Origin of the sequence: Streptomyces sp. NPDC007084 (assembly GCF_040703595.1) — a bacterium.
In the GTDB taxonomy this organism is placed as follows: Bacteria; Actinomycetota; Actinomycetes; order Streptomycetales; family Streptomycetaceae; genus Streptomyces.
Genome location: NZ_JBEYFY010000032.1, coordinates 16,632 through 37,125 on the forward strand (window position 1 = coordinate 16,632; position 20,494 = coordinate 37,125).

Here is a 20,494-nt window from a genome sequence, read left to right on the forward strand (position 1 = left end):
TCGAGACGGTGATGGCGTACATGCAATCGAGGCGCCCTGGCGGGAGCGGGCCCCGACGCCGAGGCCGAACGCGATCCGATCGACCTGGACCGGGGCCGCGCCGGTTCCCCAACGGCCGGACGATCAGTGCAGCCGCGCCTGTCCCAGTGGGAAGGAAGCCCTCTGGCGCCAGCGTGTCCCGTCGTGGATCAACAGGTCGACCGACGAGACCTGCGTCAAGACGGGGAGCCCCCGTGAGTAGATCTGCCTCCGCCCTGTCCACGGCAGCCTCGTCCTGGTTCTGGGCGATGGTCAGATGCGGTACGACATCGTCGAACTGGCCGGTGGCCCAGCACAGGTCGTAGCCGAGGCCGAGGAGGGTGTCGCCGGGGCCGGGGCCGGGGCCGGGTGAGGGGGCAGGCGGGCGTGGAGAGGGCGGACCGTGTCCTGGGGCAACCGGATGGTTGTGTAGCCCTCGGGGCGGGGTCCCTCTGGGCCGCGTACGGGTTGAAGGGGCGTCGACGTCGAGAACAGCAGGGGGCGGCTCAGCTCGGGAACGTGTGGGGCGCGCGGAATTGGTCGTCCGGGCGAGGCATAGCGGGGGGCCGTCGTGCGCGTCAGCACGGGCAGAGGGGACGGGTGCAGAGCCCGTCGGGGAAGAGAAGGTGACGATGGATGCCGCGGCGCAGGAGAGTTTCAAGGAATTCGTGGCGAGCAGGTCGTCCGCGCTGCTGAAGACGGCCGTCCTCCTCAGCGGCGGCGACCGGCACAGCGCCGAGGATCTGCTGCAGAACGCGCTGATCAAGGTGGCGGGCCACTGGAACCGGATCGAAGAGCCGGAGGCGTACGTACGCCGGGTCCTGTACCGGCAGTCGGTCAGCCGCTGGCGGCTCAAGTGGCCGCGCCGTGAACTGAGCGTCGCCGAGACGCCCGAGGCGGGCACCGGAGCCGACACCGCGTCCGCCGCCGAACTGCGACTCGTGATGCGCGGCGCGCTGGCCCGGCTGACCGCGCGGCAGCGCGCCGTGCTGGTCCTGCGCTACTTCGAGGACCTTCCGGAAGCCGACGTGGCCCGGATGTTGGGGTGCTCCGTGGGGACCGTACGGTCCACGACGCACCGCTCGCTGGCCCGGCTGCGCGCCCTCGCGCCCGAACTCGCGGCACTGGGCCCGGCCGGGGCCGAACAGCAGCCGTCCCGCCGCAACTCGCCCGTGGAGGTGCGTCCATGAACGTCGACGAACTGGTGGCCGACGCCTTCCGCGAGCAGGCCGCCGACAGCGTGCCCGCACCCCCGTACTTCGCCGAACGCGTCCTGGCCGTACGGCGCCGACGCCGTTCCCGCGGACTCGCGTCCGTCGCGGTGGCCACCGTCGCCGCGATCGCCGTCGCGGTGGGCGTGCCCCGCCTCGTCGGTGGCGGGGACGACGTGCGTCCCGCGAGCGAGATGAACAAGAGCGACATCATCGGCCACCCCGACCAGTCGCCGCCGAGGACCATGATCGCGGCGGGGGACACGGTGCTGGCCGCCTTCTACGTCAACAAGTCCGTCAGGCAGGCGAACGGCGACCGGGTCCTCACCCGGGTCTACGGGCTCCTCGACCAGAAGTCGGGTACGTACAAGAAGGTCAAGTGGGCCTTCCTGGACGTCGCACCCGGTTCCCGCACCGCCGCGGTGCTGGAGGGCGAACTGCCGGCCAGGCGCATCGGGCTCCTCGACCTGATCACCGGCAGGATCGACCGCTGGATCCCGGTGGACCGGGGCGTCGGAGCTGTCGCCTTCTCACCGGACGGCAAGAAGCTCGTCGCGACGACCTACGCGAAGGACCCCGACCGCACCTTCGTGGACCACCCGCAGAACGTGAACGGCAAGGAGATCCCCGGGCCGGTGCCGAGCCGTACCGGATTCGCCGTCGTGGACGTCGCCTCGGGCCGGACGAGTTGGCACGAAGTGCCGTACGAGACGGACGAGATGGGATGGCCCGGGAACTCTCGTGAGGACTTCGACTGGAGCCACGACGGCACCCTCGTCCACGTGAACTCCATGGAGAATCCCTTCCGTCAGTACTACGGCCTGGACGGTGCCAAGGCCGACTGGCCGGCGGGGGAGAAGGTTCCCGTCTCCGTCGAGGCCGGCGTCTCGCCCGACGGGAAACTCGGGGCGGGGGAGTTCGCGGGAGGCGACACCGTCATCGCGGCCGCGATCGTGGACCCGCGCACCGGCGGGCAGGTCGACACCGTGCCGGTCCAGCAACTCCTGGCGTGGGCCGACAACAAGCGGCTCATCGCCTGGGGCTGCGACCCCAAGAGGTGCTCCGGCAAGGGGGAGTTCCACAACCAACTGCTCCTGGTCACCATCGGCACCGACAAGGTCGTACCGCTGAGCGACTTCCGCAAGGCGAGCGCCACGTACCCGGGCCGCTGGACACCCGTCTTCAGTACGCGCTGAGCAGATGTTCGTACGTTGCCAGCAACCCGTCGGCCGTCTCGCGGCCGGCGGGTCGCAGCGGGGGGCGGGGCGGGCCCGCGGGGAGGTCCAGGCGGTCGAGGAGGGCCTTCGCCGTGACGGTTCCCGGCAGGCCGGACGACATCATCGCCTCGATGAGCGGGAGGACTTGTCGCTGGAGGTGCGCCGCCCCGGCCGTGTCGCCCGCCTCGAACGCGTCGATGAGGGACCGGAAATGACGTGGCGTCACGTTCGCCACCGTGCTCACGTATCCGGCCGCGCCGATCGCGTACAGCGCGAGCACCTGCTCGTCGCAGCCCGCGTAGTACGCCAACTCGGTGCGGGCCAGCACCTTCTGGGTGCCGGGGAGGTCGTACGAGCAGTCCTTGACCGCCACGATCCGGGGGTGCCCGGCCAGCCGGATCATCGTCTCCGGTTCGATCCGGGTTCCGGTGCGGCCCGGGATGTCGTAGAGCATGAGAGGCAGGTCCGTGGCGTCCGCGATCTCCCGGAAGTGTGCCTCGACCGCGTCCTGCGGGGGTCTGCTGTAGTACGGCGCGACCACCAACAGGCCGTCGGCGCCCGCCTTTTCGGCCGCCAGCGCCAGTTCAACCGTGTGCCGGGTGTCCGCCGTCCCCACCCCCGCCACGACCGTCGCCCGGGTGCCGACGGCCTCGCGTACCGCCCGGACCAGCGTCGCCTTCTCGGCGTCCGTCGTGGTCGGGGACTCGCCCGTCGTGCCGGAGAGCACCAGGCCCTCGCAGCCGCCCGCCACGAGCCGCTCGGCCAGCCGCCGCGCGCCCTCGACGTCCAGCGCGCCCGCCTCGGTGAAGGGGGTGACCATCGCGCAGAGCGCCCGCCCGAAGGGAGTGGTGGTTCTCGCATCGTTCATGGAAGGAGTTTCGGACGCCCAATCGTGAAGCTCCACTTAATTCTTCTACGAGGTGTGGGTCATGAACGCTAATCAGTGGGGAGGGTGAGACGGGTGGGGCCCGCGGGGTCGTCCGGCGAGGCCAGGCGCTGGTGCCAAACCGGGGTCCCATCGGTCACCATGGCGAGGACGGCAGTCGTCGGTACAACGGGAGGCGTCATGAAGCTCGGCAAGGCACTCGCCACCGGGGTCGCGGAGGAACAGGCCCCGGCGCATGAGGTCGAAGTCGAACTACCGCGTGTGAGCGAGGAGTTCGAGGAGTCCGAGGTCTCCGCGCCCGAAGAGGTTCCGGCCGGACGATGAGACTGCGGCTTCCCGAGGAACGCCCGACGGAGCCGCCGACCGGCTACAAGATCGCCCACCCGGTGCTGTCCCAGGACGGCACCCGGGCCGGGTTCACCGGCGTATCCCTGGGCGGGGCGCTGCCGTACGGAGTGCTGGACGAGGCGCGCTGTGTCTACGGGCGGCGGCACCGCGCGCCGCACCGCCGCTGCGACTGCGGCTTCCACTGCGTGCACGACTCCGCCACCGCCGAGGCGATGCTGTGCGTCGCCGAACACCGGGCGGCCGTGCTCCTCGAGGTCTCCGTGCTCGGCGCCTACATCCGCTTCGAGAAAGGGTTCCGGTACGCCCGGCAGCGGGTGCGCGCCGCCACCGTCGGCCCCTGTGCCTGCGGCGCCGTGGCCGGCGCCCTGGCCGACGCGGGCTGGGGGCGCCCGGGCTGGCGCGCGCTGGCGGCGGCCTGCGCCGGATGTGTGCGCGGCCGTACGGCGTTGTCGCTCGCCTCCTTCGCCCGGCTCGCCGGCGAGGGGCTACGGGTCCGGGCCGGCCAGGGTCCGGCCCTCGCGGGGGCCGGCTTCGGCACGTCCGGCCTCGGTGCGCCCGGCCTCGGCACGTCCGGCCTCGGCGTCCCCGGCCTTGGTGCGGACGACGTCGGAATGGCCGGCCTCGGTGTGTCCGAACTGGTCGCGGAGGTGGCCCTGTTGCAGGCCCGACTCGACTGGTTCCAGGGCCGGTTGGCCCGCCTCGAAGATCGGGACCCGCAGGGGTGAGGCGGACTGCTCCGGGTACCCGCGCCTCCGCGAGCGGGAGGAGGCGGGACGGCCGTGCCCAGGGCCCTGGACCAAAAACCCGTGCCGAGCGGGCACGGGGGGCCGCCCGTGGCAGGACGCGCGGGCCGTACCGCCGGTCTCCCCGCCTCGCCGGTACGGCGGAAGGCGGGGCTCGCCGGGCGCGAACCGGTGGAGCACCGCCGACGTGCCGGGCGCGGCGGCGGGCCGCTCGGCGTCGCGGACCCCGGCGGTCCTGACGGGCCGTCGCGTCGGTCCGCGGCGGGAGCCGTCGCGCCCTTGCCGACCCCTCCTGATACCCCTGGTCGAGCCTTGCCGCGTCTTCGCCAGACATGGCCGCCGCCTCCGTGGGCAGGCGAAGCCGACAGAGGGACGCGCCGGCCCCCACAACGGCCCCGTGCGTGAGGGCGGTTGACGCTCCGACGGGGTCGGGGGCGGCGGCCGGCGGCAAGTTCGAGGAAAGGGCACACCGATGACGGAGAACCACGGGAAGAGCGCGGGAGGGGCGCGGTCCGCCGATCCGGCCGGCACGATCGGGCCGGCCGGTGCCACCGGCGCCGAGGGCCCCGAGGAACTGCGCCGCCAGATCGAGCGGACCAGGAGCCGGCTCGACGTGGAAGCGGGGGAGTCGAAGGGCCCGCAGGGCGGGGCCGGCCTCACGGCCCGGGCGCGTACCCAGGCGGCCGAACTCAAGGAGCGGGCCGACACGGTCACCGTCCGGATGAAGGGCACGGCCGCCGAGGCCGGCCAGGCCGCGCAGGAGGGGGCGGCACAGGCCGGGCTTGTGGCGCAGGAGAAGGCCGGCCGGGCGGGGCAGGTGGCGCAGGAGAGGGCAGCCAGGGCGAGGAAGGTGGCGCAGGAGAAGGCAGCCGGGGCGGGGCAGGCGGCGCAGGACAAGGCCGTCCAGGCGCGGCACCTCGTCCAGGACAAGGCCGTTCGGGCAGCTCACCTGGTCCAGGAGAAGGCGGTCGCGGCCGGTCGAGTCGTCCAAGGCGGCAGTGTTCCGGAGTCGCTGCGCGGCACCGCCACTTCGGTCGCCAAGACGGTGCGCCGCACTCCCCGCCCCGCGCTCTTCTGGGGTGCGAGCGCGGGCGCCGGCGCGGTGCTCGTCCTGAACCTGCTCCGCGGGCGGCGCAACGGTCGTCGAGGGCGCCGTTGACGCCCGCCTGAGGGGCTGGAGGGGAGCGATGCGGCGGCGAACCGGACTCCGGTTCGCCGCCGCATCACGTGCGCCCGGTCCGTAGCGAGGTGACTGAGGTGCCCGTGCCGCCGCGTCGCGCGCCCGGCCGCACCCCGCCACCCCCGCCCGGTCTCGGTCCCGGTCCCGGTCCCGGGATGTGCGCGCGGGCGCGCGGAATCACGCCCTCCCCGTCGCGTCCCCCTCGGGACCCTTGCCCAGCGGGACCACGCCCGTTTCCACCTTCTGGCGGGCGGCCCGCAGGGCGCGCAGGCGGGGCGGCCACTTGCGGGTGTCGCGGGGTTCGACATAGGGCTCCTCCGTGGGGAGCCGGCCGTCGCTGCCGATGGCCCGCTGCCGGGCGAGTTCCGCGTCGAACTCCAGGCCCAGCAGGATCGCCAGGTTGGTGAGCCACAGCCACACCAGGAAGATGATGGCGCCCGCCAGAGCCCCGTAGGTCTTGTTGTACGAGCCGAAACCGGCGGCGTAGAAGGCGAATCCGGCCGACGCGACCAGCCAGATCAGGGTCGCGATGACACTGCCGGGGGAGAACCAGCGGAAGCCGCGCCCATGGACGTTGGGGGCGGCCCAGTACAGCAGGGCGATCATGAGCTGGACGAACACCAGCAGGACCGGCCACTTGGCGACCGACCACACGGTGATCGCCGCGTCGCCGAGTCCGATCGCGGTGCCCGCCCGCTCGGCCAGCGGGCCGGTGAACACGACGATGACCGCGCTCGCGCTGAGCAGCACCATCAGTGTGACGGTCAGCGCCAGCCGCAGCGGCGTGACCTTCCACACCGGGCGGCCCTCCGGCAGGTCGTACACGGCGTTGGAGGTGCGGATGAACGCGCCGACGTACCCGGAAGCGGACCACAGGGCCGCGCACAGGCCGACGATCGCGAGCACGCTGCCCGTGCCGCCGCTCGCGCCGAGCTGGGTCACCGCGTCCTGAAGGATCTGGCGCACCGGGCCGGGCGCCAGGTCCCCGATGTTGTCCAGGAGCCGGTTGGTCACCCGCTGCCCCATGACGCCCAGCAGGGACACCAGCACCAGGAGCGCGGGGAAGAGGGACAGGACGCCGTAGTACGTCAACGCGGCGGCGCGGTCGGAGAGTTCGTCGTCCTGGAACTCCTTCACCGTGCGCCAGGTGACAGCTCCCCACGACCGCGCGGTCAGTTTCGCGGGACCGTCGTCCTTGTCCGCCTGACCGGCCTGACCGGCCTGACCCGTCTGCCCCGCACGCCGCTTCTGGTCCGTCCGGTCCGCGCCTTCGCGTTCCGCCGGTGCCGTCCCGGGGTCGGGGCGTGGCTCGGCGCGGGTGTCCGGCCCTCTGCCGGCCTCCGCCCCGTCCCCGTCCGTCCGTACGCCCGCCCCCGTGTCCGGAAGAGCGCGCTGCTTCGATTCCGGTCGCTTCTCGTCCATGTCCGGCGGGTTGCCCGAATCCCGGCGCTGAAGCCACCGGAGGCCCCACCGAATGAGTCGCCGCCGCAAGCCCGCGACGGTCCCCGGACGGCGAAGAGCCCGGCCCCCCGGACGACGGGGCCGGGCTCTCGCGTCCCTGTGCGACTACGGGCGGAACCGCAGCACCTGCGGGTCGTGGTCGCTGATCTGGTCGGAGAACTCCGAGTTGATGTGCACGCTGTCGTACGCCAGGCCGCAGCCCTTGCGGATCGAGGGGCTGACCAGGATCTGGTCGAGCACCTGCGCGTTGCCCTGGTAGTCGTACGTGTAACGCTCGCTCTTGGGCAGCGACTTGATCGCCGACCAGAGTTCGCCGCCGCCCTCCAGGATCTTGGCCGTATCGGAGAACTCGAAGTCGTTCATGTCCCCGAGCGCGATCACGTCGGCGTTCTTCTGCGCCTTCAGGATCTCCTTGACGAAGCCGTTCACCGCGGTCGCCTGGGCGTGCCGCTGCACCTCGGAGCTGCGCGTCGGCGGCTGGTACTGCGCGGTCAGCCCCTGGTCACCGCCCTTGGAGTTGAGGTGGTTGGCTATCACGAACACCGTCCGGCCGCGGAAGGCGAACTCGCCGGCCAGCGGCTTGCGGCTGCTCGTCCAGGCCGTGTTCGCCGGGTCGACGCGGCCCGGGGACGCGGTGAGCCGCGCCTTGCCGCGCACCTTCGTGACACCGACGGCGGTCGTCGAGTCGCCGCCCGCGCGGTCGGTGAAGGAGACCCGCTCGGGGTTGAACAGGAAGACCTGGCGGATGTTGCCGCCGGGCTCGCCGCCGTCCTGGTCGTTGACCGGGTCGATGGAGCGCCAGTCGTACCGGGGACCGCCCGCCGCGACGATCGCGTCGATCAGCTTGGTCACCGTCTGGTCGGCGGCGACCGTACCGTCGTCCGTCGCGCCGTTGTTGTCCTGGATCTCCTCCAGCGACACGATGTCGGGCGACCGCAGGTTGTTCACGATCGCGGACGCGTGCGCGTCGAAGGTGGTGTCGGCCGGGTCCAGGTTCTCGACGTTGTACGTCGCCACCGCCAGCTCGTCGCGCGCCTGCTTGTGCGTGACCTCGCGCTCCAGCCCGCCCTTCTTCAGGGTGCCGAGCTGGTTGGCGACGAGGGTGTAGCCGCCGAACTGGTTGTAGTCGAGCGGACCCGCGGTGGTGCCGGTGAGCTTGTCGCCGACGTTCGCGGTCGGGAAGTCGGCCGTGGCGCCGAGCGACTGGATCTGGAGCCGGCCCGTGTTCTGCGAGGTGTACGAGCCGTACAGCGAGCCGCCGCGGCGCGTGGCGTTCTCCTGCGGCTTCACCGTGACCCACAGCTCGGTGTACGGGTCGGTCGCGGTGATCACGCGGGCGTCCGCGACCTGGACGTTCATGCCCTCCAGGGACTCGTAGTAGTCCAGGGCGTACTTCTTCGGCTTCAGGGTCAGGCCGTTGACGGAACCGGCCGCCGCGCTGTCGCCCGCCGGGGTGTACGCGCTCGGCACGGACCGGGCGTCGACCACCGTCGCGGCCGGCACGGGGTTGCCGCTGGAGACGACGGTGACCGTCGGCTTGGTGATCTCCGTGACCGACTGGTTGCCGGTGGAGGCGCCGCCCGGGACGTACTCGGAGACGGTGCCCGTCACGGTCACGGCGTCACCGACCGCGACCTTGGGGGCGGAGCTGGTGAAGACGAAGACGCCCTCACTGGTGGCCGGGTCGTCGTCCGCCTGCGGGTCCTGGAACCAGAAGCCCTTGGACGAACCGTAGGTCCGCACACCGGTGACGACACCGGACACGTCCGTGACCGTCCGACCCGCCAGCGGGGAGATCCGGGTGGTGCCCTGGATGTCGTGGATACGGACGGTGTCCGCGTGGGCCGGGGTGGTGAGCACCACGGCGGAGAGGGTGGAACAGACGGCGGCGACGGTCAGCGCGCCGATGCGCGACGTTCTCTTGCTCGGCAAGGGAGTCCTCCGGGGGCGTTCTTGGGCGCCGGGACGAGGGTGGGCTGTGCTGGACGGAGCGCGACCCGAAAACGGGCCGGTGACGCGCGTAGAAGCGGGCGGTCCGCACGGCCGTTGAACTTCTACGCGCGTCAATCTCGTGTGTGGCGTGGGGAGTTGTCAAGGTTTCCGTGGTGTCCGAGAGGTGTCAGGGACATGAACCGGGCGGCATGGGTGGAAATCCGTCTAGGCTGAGCTGTTGGCACGGACGTGCACGGGCGTCCCGGGCGGGCTTCGGATCCTCGGGTCCGGGCATGCCCGGCGGGGTCCGGCGCCCACCGCGGCCGAGGGTGGCCCGCCACCGTCCGGCGCGGTCTCGGGCGGCAGCTCGCCCGGGCCGCTGCCCTGCCCGTCGTGGTCGCCTGAACCGCTTGCCCTGCTTGCCGTGGTCGTTGCCGTGGTTGTTCGGAGGAGAACCCAGCCGATGTCAGACAGCTCCCTGCCGCCGGTGCGGCTGCTCTCCGAGGCCCAGCTGGCGCGGGACGCGCTCGCGGCGCCCCTGCTCTCCCGGGCCGCCCGGCTGGCCCGCTGGGCAGGCCCCGCCACCCGGGTCGGCGCGGGCGGCGAACTCGTCGAGGAACAACTCCCCGAGGCCGCCGAGGTCCTCGGGCTGACCGGCGACGACGCCGCCGCCTACGCCAGTGAGGCCTGGCGGGTCGCCGTCGACACCGGCCTGGTCGAGGTCGTGGACGAGGAGGAGGGGACCGTCGGCGCGGGCGAGGACCTCGCCCTGCTCACCTCCGGCGGCCCGCAGGACGTCCTCGCCGTCTGGCTCGGCGCCCTCGACACCGTCCTCGCCGACGCGAGCGTGCCCGACCTGGACGATCTCGTGGACGCCATGGACGAGACCGGCGAGATCGACCTCTCCTCGCTCGACTGGGACCCCGAGGCCGAGGCCGAGTTCCTCGACGGCGTCCTCGGCAACCTGTACCTGCTGACCGCAGGCGAGGACACCGCCGACGAGGTCCCGGTGCCGCTGCCCGCGCTCGCCGCCTCCATGATCGTGCCCGACGACATGGGCGAACCCACCGACGACGTCCTGGAGCAGGTCTCGGACGCGATGATGCGGCTGGACGACCAGTTCCGGCTGCTGGAGCCCATCGGCCTCGTCCGCTTCCAGCCCGTGGACGAAGCGCTCATGGCCGACACCGACATCGAACCCGCCGCCCCCGTGGACGACACCGACATCTCCCGCTACGGCGTCGTCCGCCTCACCCCGCTCGGCCTCTACGGACTGCGCGCCCGGCTGGCTGAGGCCGGCTTCGACGCCCCGGCCGTCGGCGACCTCGCGGACAAGGGCGCCGACGCCCTCCTCGACGGCACCGCCGACTTCCCGCCCGCCGCCGCTCAGGCCGAGATCGAGCTGTGGCTCACCCGGCGCGAACCGCTGCCCGCCGCGCGGGAGCTGCTGTCCGCCGCGCGCGGCGCCGACGCGGGGGCCCCGCTGCGCCGCCTGCACTGCCAGCAGGCCCTCACCCTGGTCGGACCGGAGGCCGAGCCGGCGCTGCGGGCCGTGCTGGACGACCCCGAGCTGGGCGGCCTCGCCCGTGTCTGGCTCTCGGAGAACGGCGCCACCGACGTGCCCCCGCCCTCCGAGGACCTCGTCTTCTGGCTCACCATCGACACGGTCGCGGCCCAGCTCGCCGCCGAGGGCAACTCCGACGAGCTACAGGCTCTCGTGGAGGGGCTCGCCCAGCAGCACAGCGGCTTCTTCGACATGGCCTGGCGGGTCGGCCACCCGGCCACCCCCGACGTCCTCGAAGCGATGGGCCGGCTGCACCCCGACAAGAAGATCGCCAAGGAGGCCCGCAAGGCGGCGTTCAAGGCGCGGTCGCAGCAGGGGGGATGACGACGGGGCCGTATCGCCGTACGGGCCGTATCGCCGTACGGGCCGGACGCGGTTGCCGGTGCGGGGCGGCGTCCGGCGGCCGGGTGGGGCTCGGTCCAGCGGTCCGGGGTCCGGATGGGGCGGGTGGCCTCGGTCCGGAGTGGCGGGCTCTGGAGGGGCCGGATGGGACTCGGTGCGGAGCCGTGAAGTCGTGAAGTCGCGGTGCCGTGAAGCCGCGGTGCCGCGGAGTCGTGAAGTCGCGGTGCCGCGGAGTCGCGGGGTCCGGATGGGCCGGGTGGGTGGATTCACGGAAGCGGGTGTCCTGAAGTCGGCGCGCGTTCAACTCGCGTTCAGGCGGGGGCGGGACGGTGTGGCCGCGTACGAGGTCGCCACCGCCCCCCACGGCAGTCCGAGTCCACCGTCACAGGAGACATACATGTCGCTCACCCGCAGGGACTTCGCCAGACAGTCCGCGATCACCGGTGCAGGCGTGGCCCTGGTCGGCAGCGTCGGCGCCCTCGCCACCGCCCCCAACGCGCTCGCGGCCACCGAGACCGACACCCACGCCGACGACGCGGCGGCCCGCCACGGGCACGGCCACGAGCACGGCGGCGTCGGCTACGGACCGCTCGTCACCGACCCCAAGGGCCTCCTCTCGCTCCCCGCCGGGTTCAGCTACCGCGTGATCACCCACAGCGGCAAGACCAGGCTGGAGTCGGGCGAGTTCACCCCCTCCAACCACGACGGCACCTCCACCTTCAGCGGCCCGCGCGGCGCCACCCTCCTGGTCAACAACCACGAGCTGGCCGGCCCCCGCGCCAACTGGCCCTATCCCGTGCCGCTCACCGAGGGCCTCGTCTACGACCCCGCCGCGGCGGGCGGCTGCACGGTGGTCGAGGTCCGCCGGGACAAGGTCGCGGAGTGGGTCGGCATCGCCGGCACCGCCACCAACTGCGCGGGCGGCAACACCCCTTGGGGCACCTGGCTCACCTGCGAGGAGACCGAGGACAAGGCCGGCACCAACGGGTTCACCAAGGACCACGGCTACGTCTTCGAGGTCGACCCCGAGGACCGCCGCCGCAACCGCAACCCCAAGCCGATCAAGGCGCTCGGCCGCTACGCCCACGAGGCCGTCGTCGTCGACCCCAAGCGCGGCCGTCTCTACCTCACCGAGGACGCCTCCGGCCCCAACGGTCTGCTGTACCGCTGGACGCCCCCGCAGGGCTTCGAGCACGGCCACGGCCGGCTCCGCACCCTCGGCGACACCGACGGCGCCCTTCAGGCCTTCAAGTGCTTCGACTCCGGCGGCCGTTACGTCGACGACCTCTCCCGCGCCACGAAGATCGGCACCGTGTACGGCGTGGACTGGGTCGACGTCCCCGACCGCGACGCGAAGACGGTCTCCGTCCGCAAGCAGTTCACCGACGGCCAGGTCACCCGCGCCCGCAAGCTCGAAGGCATGTGGTGGGGCGACGGCGGCGTCTACATCGTCTCCTCCTACGCCCGCACCGAGAGCCCCGGCCAGGCCCACGACGGCGCCGTCTGGTTCTACGACCCCAAGCGCCGCACCCTGACGCTGAAGGTCCTCATCGGCGTGAACCCGGACCCGTCCGCCGACGGCGCCTTCGACGGCCCCGACAACATCACCGTCTCCCCGTACGGCGGCCTGGTCATCGCCGAGGACGGCGAAGGCATCCAGCACCTCTTCGGCGCCACCGAAAGCGGCCGTACGTACCCGATCGCCCGCAACGAACTCAACATCGGCACCGCCGAGGAGCCCGAATACAGCGAGTTCACCGGCGTCACCTTCTCGCCCGACGGCCGCACCCTCTACGCCAACATCCAGGTGCCCGGCATCATGGTCGCCATCACCGGCCCCTGGAAGCGGCAGAAGCGCGGCTGAACTCCCGCCGATTTCCCCGGAGTTTAATTCGCTCGCCCGACCCGCGGCCGCCTGCCTACAGTGATGAACGTCCAGGTGCGAAGGCAGGACCTACTTCCACTGATAATGGGGCGGCCGCGGGTTCGAGTCCCGCCACCGGTACCACACGCCGGTGTAGCTCAGGGGCTAGAGCACCTACGTCGGTTCCGCCGACCTGAACTCTGGACACCACACTTCCGAAAGTCCGTCGCCGACTCCCGATCTCGGGCACCCTCCTTTTGCTGTGCCTCCCTCCGGAAAACTCTTGAATTCGGGGGAATTCACCATGGCACGCTTCAACATCCGCACCACGAAGGCACGGTCCGCCTCGCGCGTGACCTCCACCGGCCGCGTGCTGCGTACCCACGAGGGGGGCCGGGGCCATGAGCGCGACGCGCGCTCCGAGCTTTTTCTGCTCGCGCTCTCCAACTTCGTCTCGCAGCAGACCTTTTACGAGACCGGCTCCGACCGCGACGACCGGTTCGCCGCGCTCGTCCGGGAGCTGGCCGTCAGCGACCCGTCCTGGACGGCAGCCCTGCTCGGCTGGCTGCGCGCCGACGGCAACGTGCGTACGGCCGCGATCGTCGGCGCCGCCGAGTACGTCAAGGCGCGCCTCGACGCCGGCGTCACCGACGGGCCCGCCAACCGGCGGGTCGTCGACTCCGTGCTGCGGCGTCCCGACGAGCCGGGCGAGCTGCTCGCCTACTGGACCTCCCGGTACGGCCGTACGCTTCCCAAGCCGGTCAAGCGCGGCGTCGCCGACGCGGTACGCCGGCTCTACGGCGCCACCTCCCTGCTGAAGTACGACACCGCCTCCAAGGGGTACCGCTTCGGCGACATCCTCAACCTCGTGCACGCCGCGCCCGACCCCGCGAAGCCGTGGCAGGGCGACCTGTTCCGGTACGCGCTCGACCGGCGTCACAACCCCGACCGGGCCGAGGTGCCCGCCTCGCTGCCCGCGCTCGTCGCCCACCGCGACCTGATGGCGCTGCCGCCCGCCGAACGGCGCGCGCTCGTCGCCGCTCCGGACGGGGCCCGGCGGCTGGCCGAGGCCGGCATGACCTGGGAGGCGCTGGCCGGCTGGATCCAGGGCCCGATGGACAAGGCCGCCTGGGAGGCCGTCATTCCCTCCATGGGCGCGATGGCACTCGTCCGCAACCTGCGGAACTTCGACGCGGCGGGGGTGAGCGACGAGGTGGCGGCGGAGGTGGCCGCGAAGATCAGCGACCCCGAGCAGGTCGCGCGGTCGCGGCAGTTCCCGTTCCGGTACCTCGCCGCCTACCAGCACGCGCCGTCGCTGCGCTGGGCGTATCCGCTGGAGCGGGCGCTCGCGCACTCGCTGGCCAACGTGCCCGCGCTGCCCGGGCGGACCCTGGTCCTCGTGGACCGCTCGGGGTCGATGTTCCACTCCCGGCTGTCCGACCGCTCCGAGCTGACCCGGGCCGACGCGGCGGCGATCTTCGGTACGGCGCTGGCGCTGCGGGCGGCGGACGCGGATCTCGTCGAGTTCGGCACCAGCAGCAAGGCGGTGCCGTTCCGGGCGGGGGAGTCGGTGCTGAGGGTTCTCGGCCGGTTCGGGGATCTGGGCGGTACGAACACGAGTGCGGCGGTGCGGGGGCATTACGGGTCGCACGACCGGGTGCTCATCGTGACCGACGAGCAGGCCGCGGTCAGCCCGGCCGGTGACCCGACCGCGCAGGTGCCGGCTCGGGTGCCGGTCTACACGTGGAACCTCGCGGGGTATCGCGCGGGGCACGGGCCCTCGGGGCCGGGGGCCGCCAACCGGCATGTGTTCGGGGGGCTGTCCGACACGGCGTTCCGGCTGGTGCCGTTGGTCGAGTCGGGGCGGGACGCGGAGTGGCCGTGGGCGGCGGCCTGAGTCGCGTTCCCGGTTCCAGCCGGTGGGCGGGTCGGGGCCGTGCCGGTACATCCGTCCGTCGCCGCTGGACCAGACGTGGGTGGCGAAGGCGGGCCTGCTCGATCCGGGCGTAAGCGACGGACATCTGAGGTACCGGCACGGCCCCTTCCGCCGGGTGCCGGGTGCCGGGTGCGGGCAGGTAAATCCAGCCTCTCCGGCGTTCGAGGAGCGGGGTCTGGGGCGGAGCCCCAAGTACGGGACGGGTAGGGGCGGAGGGGGCGAGAACAGGCTTGCGGGAGAGGGGCGCCCCGGGGCCGGCCCGGAAGGGTGGGCCGACCCGGAAGGGTGGGCCGGCCCGGGGCGAAAGGCGCGGGGCGGACCCCCGTCAGAGGGACTGGGCCGCCGGTTTGACCATGGCCCGGACCGTGCGGCCCTTGACGAACTCGCCGAGGGCCGTCATCTCCCACTCCCCGGAGAACTGCTTGATCAGCTTCGCCATCATCACCCCCGTCTGCGCCTCCGCGTTGGTGAGGTCGAAGCGCACCAGCTCATCACCGCTGCCGGCGTCGATGAGCCGGCAATAGGCCTTGGCCACCTCGGTGAACTTCTGGCCGGAGAAGGAGTTCACCGTGAAGACGAGGCCGGTGACCTCCTGGGGGAGGCGGCCGAGGTCGACGGTGATCACCTCGTCGTCCCCGCCGCCCTCACCGGTGAGATTGTCCCCGGAGTGCTTGATCGCGCCGTTCACGATCGACAGCTTGCCGAAGTAGCAGCTGTCGATGTGATTGCGGTCCGGCCCGAACGCGATGACCGACGCGTCCAGGTCGATGTCCTTGCCGCGGTACGCGGGCTCCCAGCCAAGGCCCATCTTGACCTGGGAGAGGAGGGGACGGCCGCCCTTGACCAGGGACACCGTCTGGTTCTTCTGGAGGCTGACCCGCCCCTTGTCGAGGTTGATCTTGCCCGCGCCCGGCGCCGGAGCCGCGGCGGCCGGGGGCGCGGCGGGCGCCGGGGGAGTCACGGGGGCCTGCGGCGCTGGGGCGGGCTGGGCGGCCGGCGCCGGCTCCTCCACGCTCACGCCGAAGTCGGTGGCGATGCCCGCCAGCCCGTTCGCGTACCCCTGGCCGACGGCGCGGGCCTTCCACGCGCCGTTGCGGAGGTAGATCTCGACGATCACCAGGGCCGTTTCCGTCCCGAGGCGGGGCGGGGTGAAGGTGGCCAGCACCGCGTTGTCGTCCGCGTTGCGGATGGTCGCGGTGGGCTCGATGCCCTGGAAGGACTGGCCCGCGGCGTCCGGGCTCGCGGTGACGACGATCTTCTCGATGCCCGGGGGCACGGCGGTGGTGTCGACCGTGATCGCGTCCGGTGCCGTGCCGCCGCCGGAGCGGTAGCTCACGCCGGGGCCGGTGGGCTGGTTGTAGAAGATGAAGTCGTCGTCGGAGCGCACCTTGCCGTCGGCGGTGAGCAGCAGGCTCGACACGTCGAGCCGCACCGGGGCGGCGACGTCCACCGTCACGCGCGAGACGGGGAGAGGGATGTTCGAGCCGGGGGTCATAGCTGTCATGACTGGGGTAACGAGCGGAGCCGCTTTACCGTTCCCTTACCCAAGAGTGAGTTGGGGGGACTGGGGGAGGGGGGATGACCGGGCGCTCCCGGTCATCCCCCCTCCGCGCGGTCTCCGGTCAGGGCACGACGACGATCTTCCGTCCGACGCCCGAGGCGAACTGCTCCAGGGCCTCGGGATAGCTGGTCAGCGGGAGCCGGTCGCTGATGAAGACCGACGGGTCGAGGACCCCCGTGGCGAAGAGTTCCGCCGCGCGCTCGAAGCTGTGCAGCACGGCCATCGAGCCGGTGATGGTGATCTCCTGGTTGTAGACGCGGTACGGGTCGATGGTGACCCGGGTCGCGTAGTCGGCGACGCCGAACTGGAGGAAGGTGCCGGCCTTGGCGACCCGGTCCAGCCCGTCCTGGATGGCCGCCGCGTTGCCGGTCGCGTCGATGACCAGGTCCCAGCCCTGTGGGCGGTCCAGTTCGTCGGGGTTCGCCGCCGACGCGGAGACGCCGAGCTGCCGGGCGGTGGCGAGCCGGTCCGCGTTCAGGTCGACCACGTCGACGCTGGCGGCGCCGGTGCGCTTGGCCAGCTCCAGCATCATCAGACCCATGGTTCCCGAGCCGTAGATCAGGACGTGGGCGCCGAGCCGGGACCGCAGGACGTCGTAGCCGCGCACGGCGCAGGAGAGCGGTTCGACGAGGGCCGCGTCCTGGGTGCGGACGTGCTCGGGGAGCTTGACGCAGTTCGCGACGGGGGCGGTCGCGTACTGGGCCGCGCCGCCGGCGGTGGTGACGCCGATCGCGGCCCACCGTTCGCAGAGGTTGTTGTGGCCCGTACGGCAGTACCGGCACTCGTAGCAGTACAGGGACGGGTCGACGGCCACCCGGTCGCCGACGGCGAGTTCGGTGACCTGGGTGCCGACGCCGACGATCTCGCCGGCGAACTCGTGGCCCGGCACGATCGGCAGCTTGGGCGCGAACTCGCCCTGGAGGATGTGCAGATCGGTGCCGCACAGGCCGCAGGCGGCGACCTCGACCACGACCTCGCGGGGGCCCGGCGTCGGGTCCGGGACCTCGGCGACGACAGCGCGGCCGACGGACTCGATGACAGCGGCCTTCATTTCACGGCTCCCAACGACAGGCCCTGGACCAGTTTGTCCTGGGCGGCGAACCCCGCGGCGAGTACCGGCAGGGAGACGACGAGCGACGCGGCGCACACCTTGGCCAGGAACAGGCCCTGGCTGGTGATGAAACTGGTGAGGAAGACGGGCGCGGTCTCGGCGACCACACCGGTGAGCACCCGGGCGAACAGCAGCTCGTTCCAGCTGAAGATGAAGCAGATCAGCGCGGTCGCCGCGATGCCGGGCAGGGCGATGGGCGCCACCACGCGGGCGAGGACGGTCGGCAGCCGTGCGCCGTCGATCTGCGCGGCCTCGATGACCGCGACGGGGACCTCGGCGAGGAAGGACTGCATCATCCACACCGCGATCGGCAGGTTCATCGAGGTGTAGAGGATGACCAGCAGCCAGATGTTGTCGAGCATGCCGGTGTTCTTGGCGAAGAGGTAGATCGGCAGCAGGCCGGCCACGACGGGGAGCATCTTGGTCGACAGGAAGAAGAACAGGACGTCGGTCCACTTCTTCACCGGCCGGATGGACAGCGCGTAGGCCGCCGGGAGGGCGAGCAGCAGCACGAGAAGGGTCGACATGACCGACGCCATGGCGGAGTTGATGAGCGAGGGCCACGGGCTGGGACCGCCGCCCGCGCCGAAGAACGTGCGGTAGCCGTCCAGGGTCAGCGCCGCGGCGAAGGACGGCGGGTTGGTCGCGGCGTCGGACTCGGCGTGGAAGGACGTCAGCGCCATCCACGCGATGGGCAGGAAGAAGACGATGCCCAGCGCCCAGGCGGCCAGGCCCAGGCCGGCGCCCTTGCCGCGGCGGGCGCGGGGCCGGGTGGTGACGGGGGTGGCACTCATCGGCGGGCCGCCTCCTCGTTGAACAGGGACGACACGACGCGCAGGGCGAAGGTCGCGATGATGATCGAGCCGATGACGACCAGGACGCCGGCGGCCGAGGCCAGGCCGTTCTCGTGGGCCTGGTAGAAGCTCTGGTACACGGTGTAGGGCAGGTTGGCGGTGCCCAGGCCGCCGGAGGTCAGGGTGAACACGGCGTCGAAGTTCTGCACGATGTAGATCGAGCCGAGCAGGGCGCCCAGTTCGAGGTAGCGGCGCAGATGCGGCAGGGTCAGATAGCGGAAGACCTGCCAGGGGCTCGCCCCGTCGACCTGGGCGGCCTCCATCTGCTGGTGGTCGCGGCTCTGCAGGCCGGCCAGCAGGATCAGCATCATGAAGGGCGTCCACTGCCAGACGAGGGAGGCCTCGACGGCGAGCAGCGGGGTGTTGGAGATCCAGTCGGGCTGCGGGCCCCCCACGTAGTGCAACAGGCCGTTGAACAGCCCGTATTCGGGGTTGTAGAGCACGTGCTTCCACAGCAGGGCCGCCGCGACCGGGACGACCAGGAACGGGGCGATCAGCAGGGTGCGGACGATGCCCCGGCCGCGGAACTTGCGGTCCAGGAGCAGGGCGAGCCCGAGCCCGAGGACGAGGCTGACCAGGACGACGGTCACGGTCAGCAGGACCGTCGTCCAGACGGAGTGCCGCAGGTCGGCGTCGGTCAGCACCTCGGAGTAGTTGCCGAAGCCGGTGAAGTGGCGGGCCTTGGGGTAGAGCGCGTTCCAGTCGAAGAACGAGATCACCAGCGTGGCGACGAAGGGGAGCTGGGTCACCACGATCATGAAGACCAGGGCCGGCAGCAGCGGGCCGCGCCGGGCCCAGGCGCGCATACGGTTGGGGGGCCGCGCCGCCGACCGCCCGGGAGCGGTGGCGGCGACCCGGGGGGACGTCGTGGCGGTGGTCATGATCCCTCGTACTGCTGGGCGACGTTCTCCGCGAGCTTCTGGGACTTCTTCAGGGCCGCGTCGACGGACTGGCGTCCGGCGATGGCCGCGCTGATCTCCTGGGAGACCTTGGTGCCCAGGTCGGTGAACTCGGGGATGCCGACGAACTGGATGCCCGGAGCGGGGCGCGGCTGGACACCCGGGTTGTTCGGGCGGGCGCCCGCGATGGCCTCACGGGTCATCTCCTGGAAGGCCGCGGCTTCCTTCTTGTATCCGGGGATCTCGTAGGTCGACTCCCGCTTGCCGGCCGGTACGTTGGCCCAGCCCGAGGTCTTGCCCACCAGGTTCTCGTAGCCCTTGCCCGAGGCCCAGGAGATGAACTTCCAGGCGTCGCCGGGGTTCTTGGACGCCTTCTGGACGCCGAAGGCCCAGGTGTAGAGCCAGCCGGAGGACTTGGTCTTCTCGACCGGCGCGGGCGCGTAGCCGAGCTTGCCCTTGACCGGGGAGTTCTTGGCCTCCAGCAGACCGGCGGCGGACGTGGCGTCGTACCACATGGCGGTCTTGCCCTGGGTCATGTTGTTGAGGCATTCGGCGAAGCCGGCCTGCGGCGCGCCCGCCTCACCGTGCTTGCGTACCAGGTCGACGTAGAACTGGGTGGCCTTCTTGAACTCCGGGGAGTCCACCTGGGCCTTCCAGTCCTTGTCGAACCAGGTGCCGCCGAAGGTGTTCACGACGGTGGTGAGGGGGGCCATGACCTCGCCCCAGCCGGGCAGCCCGCGCAGGCAGATGCCCTTCATGCCGGACTCGGCGCCGTCCGCCTTCGCCGCGAGGTCGGCCACCTGCTGCCAGGTGGGGTGCGCGGGCATCTTCAGGCCCTTCTTGGCGAAGACGTCCTTGCGGTACATCAGGAAGGACGACTCGCCGTAGAACGGCTCGCCGTAGAGCTTTCCGTCCTTGGCCGTGAGGGACTGCCGCATCGGCGCGGCGATGTCCTGCTGGTCGAAGGCGGTGTCGTCCTTCACATACGAGTCGAGCGAGTGGAGCCACCCGTTCTTGGCGTAGATCGGTATCTCGTAGTTGGACAGGGTCGCGACGTCGTACTGGCCCGCCTGGTTGGCGAAGTCCTGGCTGATCTTGTCGCGGACGTCGTTCTCGGGCAGGACGGTGAAGTTCACCTTGATGCCGGTGTCCTTGGTGAAGTTCGCCTTGGTGAGCTTCTGCAGCTCGACCATCTGCGGGTTGTTCACCATCAGGACGTTGATGGAATGGCCGGAGGACCCGCCGCTGCTGCCGCCTGCTCCCGAGCAGCCGGCGAGGATCGGGGTAATCAGGGTTCCTGCGGCGGCCACGGCGAGCAGTGCGCGCGGCCTCCGTCGGCTCGGGGTTCGCATGGATCACTCCTGGAG

At 71.8% G+C, this 20,494-nt stretch carries 16 protein-coding genes; 8 read left to right on the forward strand and 8 right to left on the reverse strand.

Annotated features, from left to right (window positions below; all coding sequences use genetic code 11):
• The first annotated feature begins 650 nt into the window (after positions 1-650).
• Both AB0912_RS23690 and AB0912_RS23695 read left to right on the forward strand, forming a co-directional pair.
• Positions 651-1,208, forward strand: a complete 558-nt coding sequence (locus AB0912_RS23690) for a SigE family RNA polymerase sigma factor (protein WP_366703000.1) — start codon at positions 651-653, stop codon at positions 1,206-1,208.
• The gene (locus AB0912_RS23695; RefSeq protein ID WP_366702901.1) at positions 1,205-2,425 is read left to right on the forward strand and encodes a WD40 repeat domain-containing protein; all 1,221 of its coding nucleotides are present in this window, start codon (positions 1,205-1,207) and stop codon (positions 2,423-2,425) included. The genes AB0912_RS23690 and AB0912_RS23695 overlap by 4 nt, the downstream gene beginning before the upstream one ends.
• Here the strand turns inward: AB0912_RS23695 and dapA are convergent.
• Complete coding sequence (dapA, locus tag AB0912_RS23700; protein ID WP_366702903.1) at positions 2,412-3,314, reverse strand: 4-hydroxy-tetrahydrodipicolinate synthase; 903 nt, start codon at positions 3,312-3,314, stop codon at positions 2,412-2,414. The two genes, AB0912_RS23695 and dapA, sit on opposite strands and share 14 nt — an antisense overlap.
• A gap of 198 nt (positions 3,315-3,512) precedes the next feature.
• On the opposite strand from dapA, the gene AB0912_RS23705 reads away from it, so the two are divergent.
• The 3 genes from AB0912_RS23705 (at position 3,513) to AB0912_RS23715 (ending at position 5,582) form a co-directional block, all read left to right on the forward strand.
• Positions 3,513-3,656, forward strand: a complete 144-nt coding sequence (locus tag AB0912_RS23705) for a hypothetical protein (protein ID WP_366702905.1) — start codon at positions 3,513-3,515, stop codon at positions 3,654-3,656.
• Positions 3,653-4,405 (forward strand): hypothetical protein, encoded by a 753-nt coding sequence (locus AB0912_RS23710; protein ID WP_366702907.1) that lies wholly within the window; start codon positions 3,653-3,655, stop codon positions 4,403-4,405. The genes AB0912_RS23705 and AB0912_RS23710 overlap by 4 nt, the downstream gene beginning before the upstream one ends.
• Positions 4,406-4,895: 490 nt before the next feature.
• Complete coding sequence (locus AB0912_RS23715; protein WP_366702909.1) at positions 4,896-5,582, forward strand: hypothetical protein; 687 nt, start codon at positions 4,896-4,898, stop codon at positions 5,580-5,582.
• A gap of 198 nt (positions 5,583-5,780) precedes the next feature.
• On the opposite strand, the gene AB0912_RS23720 is transcribed toward AB0912_RS23715, so the two are convergent.
• Together AB0912_RS23720 and AB0912_RS23725 are read right to left on the reverse strand one after the other, a co-directional pair.
• A complete protein-coding gene (locus tag AB0912_RS23720) occupies positions 5,781-7,025 on the reverse strand; it encodes a YihY/virulence factor BrkB family protein (RefSeq protein WP_366702911.1) in 1,245 nt (414 codons plus the stop codon).
• Positions 7,026-7,169: 144 nt separating this feature from the next.
• Positions 7,170-8,996 carry an endonuclease/exonuclease/phosphatase family protein gene (locus AB0912_RS23725; protein ID WP_366702913.1) on the reverse strand — a complete coding sequence of 609 codons (1,827 nt, stop codon included), beginning with the start codon at positions 8,994-8,996 and terminating at the stop codon, positions 7,170-7,172.
• Positions 8,997-9,459: 463 nt separating this feature from the next.
• On the opposite strand from AB0912_RS23725, the gene AB0912_RS23730 reads away from it, so the two are divergent.
• From AB0912_RS23730 to AB0912_RS23740, 3 genes are all read left to right on the forward strand, one after another.
• Positions 9,460-10,884 carry a hypothetical protein gene (locus tag AB0912_RS23730; RefSeq protein ID WP_366702915.1) on the forward strand — a complete coding sequence of 475 codons (1,425 nt, stop codon included), beginning with the start codon at positions 9,460-9,462 and terminating at the stop codon, positions 10,882-10,884.
• A gap of 415 nt (positions 10,885-11,299) precedes the next feature.
• On the forward strand, positions 11,300-12,766 hold the full coding sequence (locus AB0912_RS23735; protein ID WP_366702917.1) for an alkaline phosphatase PhoX: 1,467 nt from the start codon (positions 11,300-11,302) through the stop codon (positions 12,764-12,766).
• Positions 12,767-13,070: 304 nt separating this feature from the next.
• Positions 13,071-14,663 carry a TROVE domain-containing protein gene (locus AB0912_RS23740; protein WP_366702919.1) on the forward strand — a complete coding sequence of 531 codons (1,593 nt, stop codon included), beginning with the start codon at positions 13,071-13,073 and terminating at the stop codon, positions 14,661-14,663.
• Positions 14,664-15,027: 364 nt separating this feature from the next.
• Here AB0912_RS23740 and AB0912_RS23745 read toward each other — a convergent pair whose 3' ends face one another.
• The 5 genes from AB0912_RS23745 to AB0912_RS23765 form a co-directional block, all read right to left on the reverse strand.
• A complete protein-coding gene (locus tag AB0912_RS23745) occupies positions 15,028-16,197 on the reverse strand; it encodes a TerD family protein (RefSeq protein WP_366703003.1) in 1,170 nt (389 codons plus the stop codon).
• 127 nt (positions 16,198-16,324) lie between these two features.
• Entirely contained in the window at positions 16,325-17,314 is a 990-nt protein-coding gene (locus AB0912_RS23750; protein ID WP_366702921.1) for a zinc-dependent alcohol dehydrogenase family protein, read from the reverse strand.
• Positions 17,311-18,168, reverse strand: a complete 858-nt coding sequence (locus AB0912_RS23755; RefSeq protein WP_366702923.1) for a carbohydrate ABC transporter permease — start codon at positions 18,166-18,168, stop codon at positions 17,311-17,313. The genes AB0912_RS23750 and AB0912_RS23755 overlap by 4 nt, the downstream gene beginning before the upstream one ends.
• Positions 18,165-19,109, reverse strand: coding sequence for a sugar ABC transporter permease (locus tag AB0912_RS23760; RefSeq protein WP_366702925.1), 945 nt, complete (start codon positions 19,107-19,109; stop codon positions 18,165-18,167). Before AB0912_RS23760 ends, AB0912_RS23755 begins: the two co-directional genes overlap by 4 nt.
• On the reverse strand, positions 19,106-20,479 hold the full coding sequence (locus AB0912_RS23765) for a sugar ABC transporter substrate-binding protein (protein ID WP_366702927.1): 1,374 nt from the start codon (positions 20,477-20,479) through the stop codon (positions 19,106-19,108). Before AB0912_RS23765 ends, AB0912_RS23760 begins: the two co-directional genes overlap by 4 nt.
• Positions 20,480-20,494 lie beyond the last annotated feature (15 nt).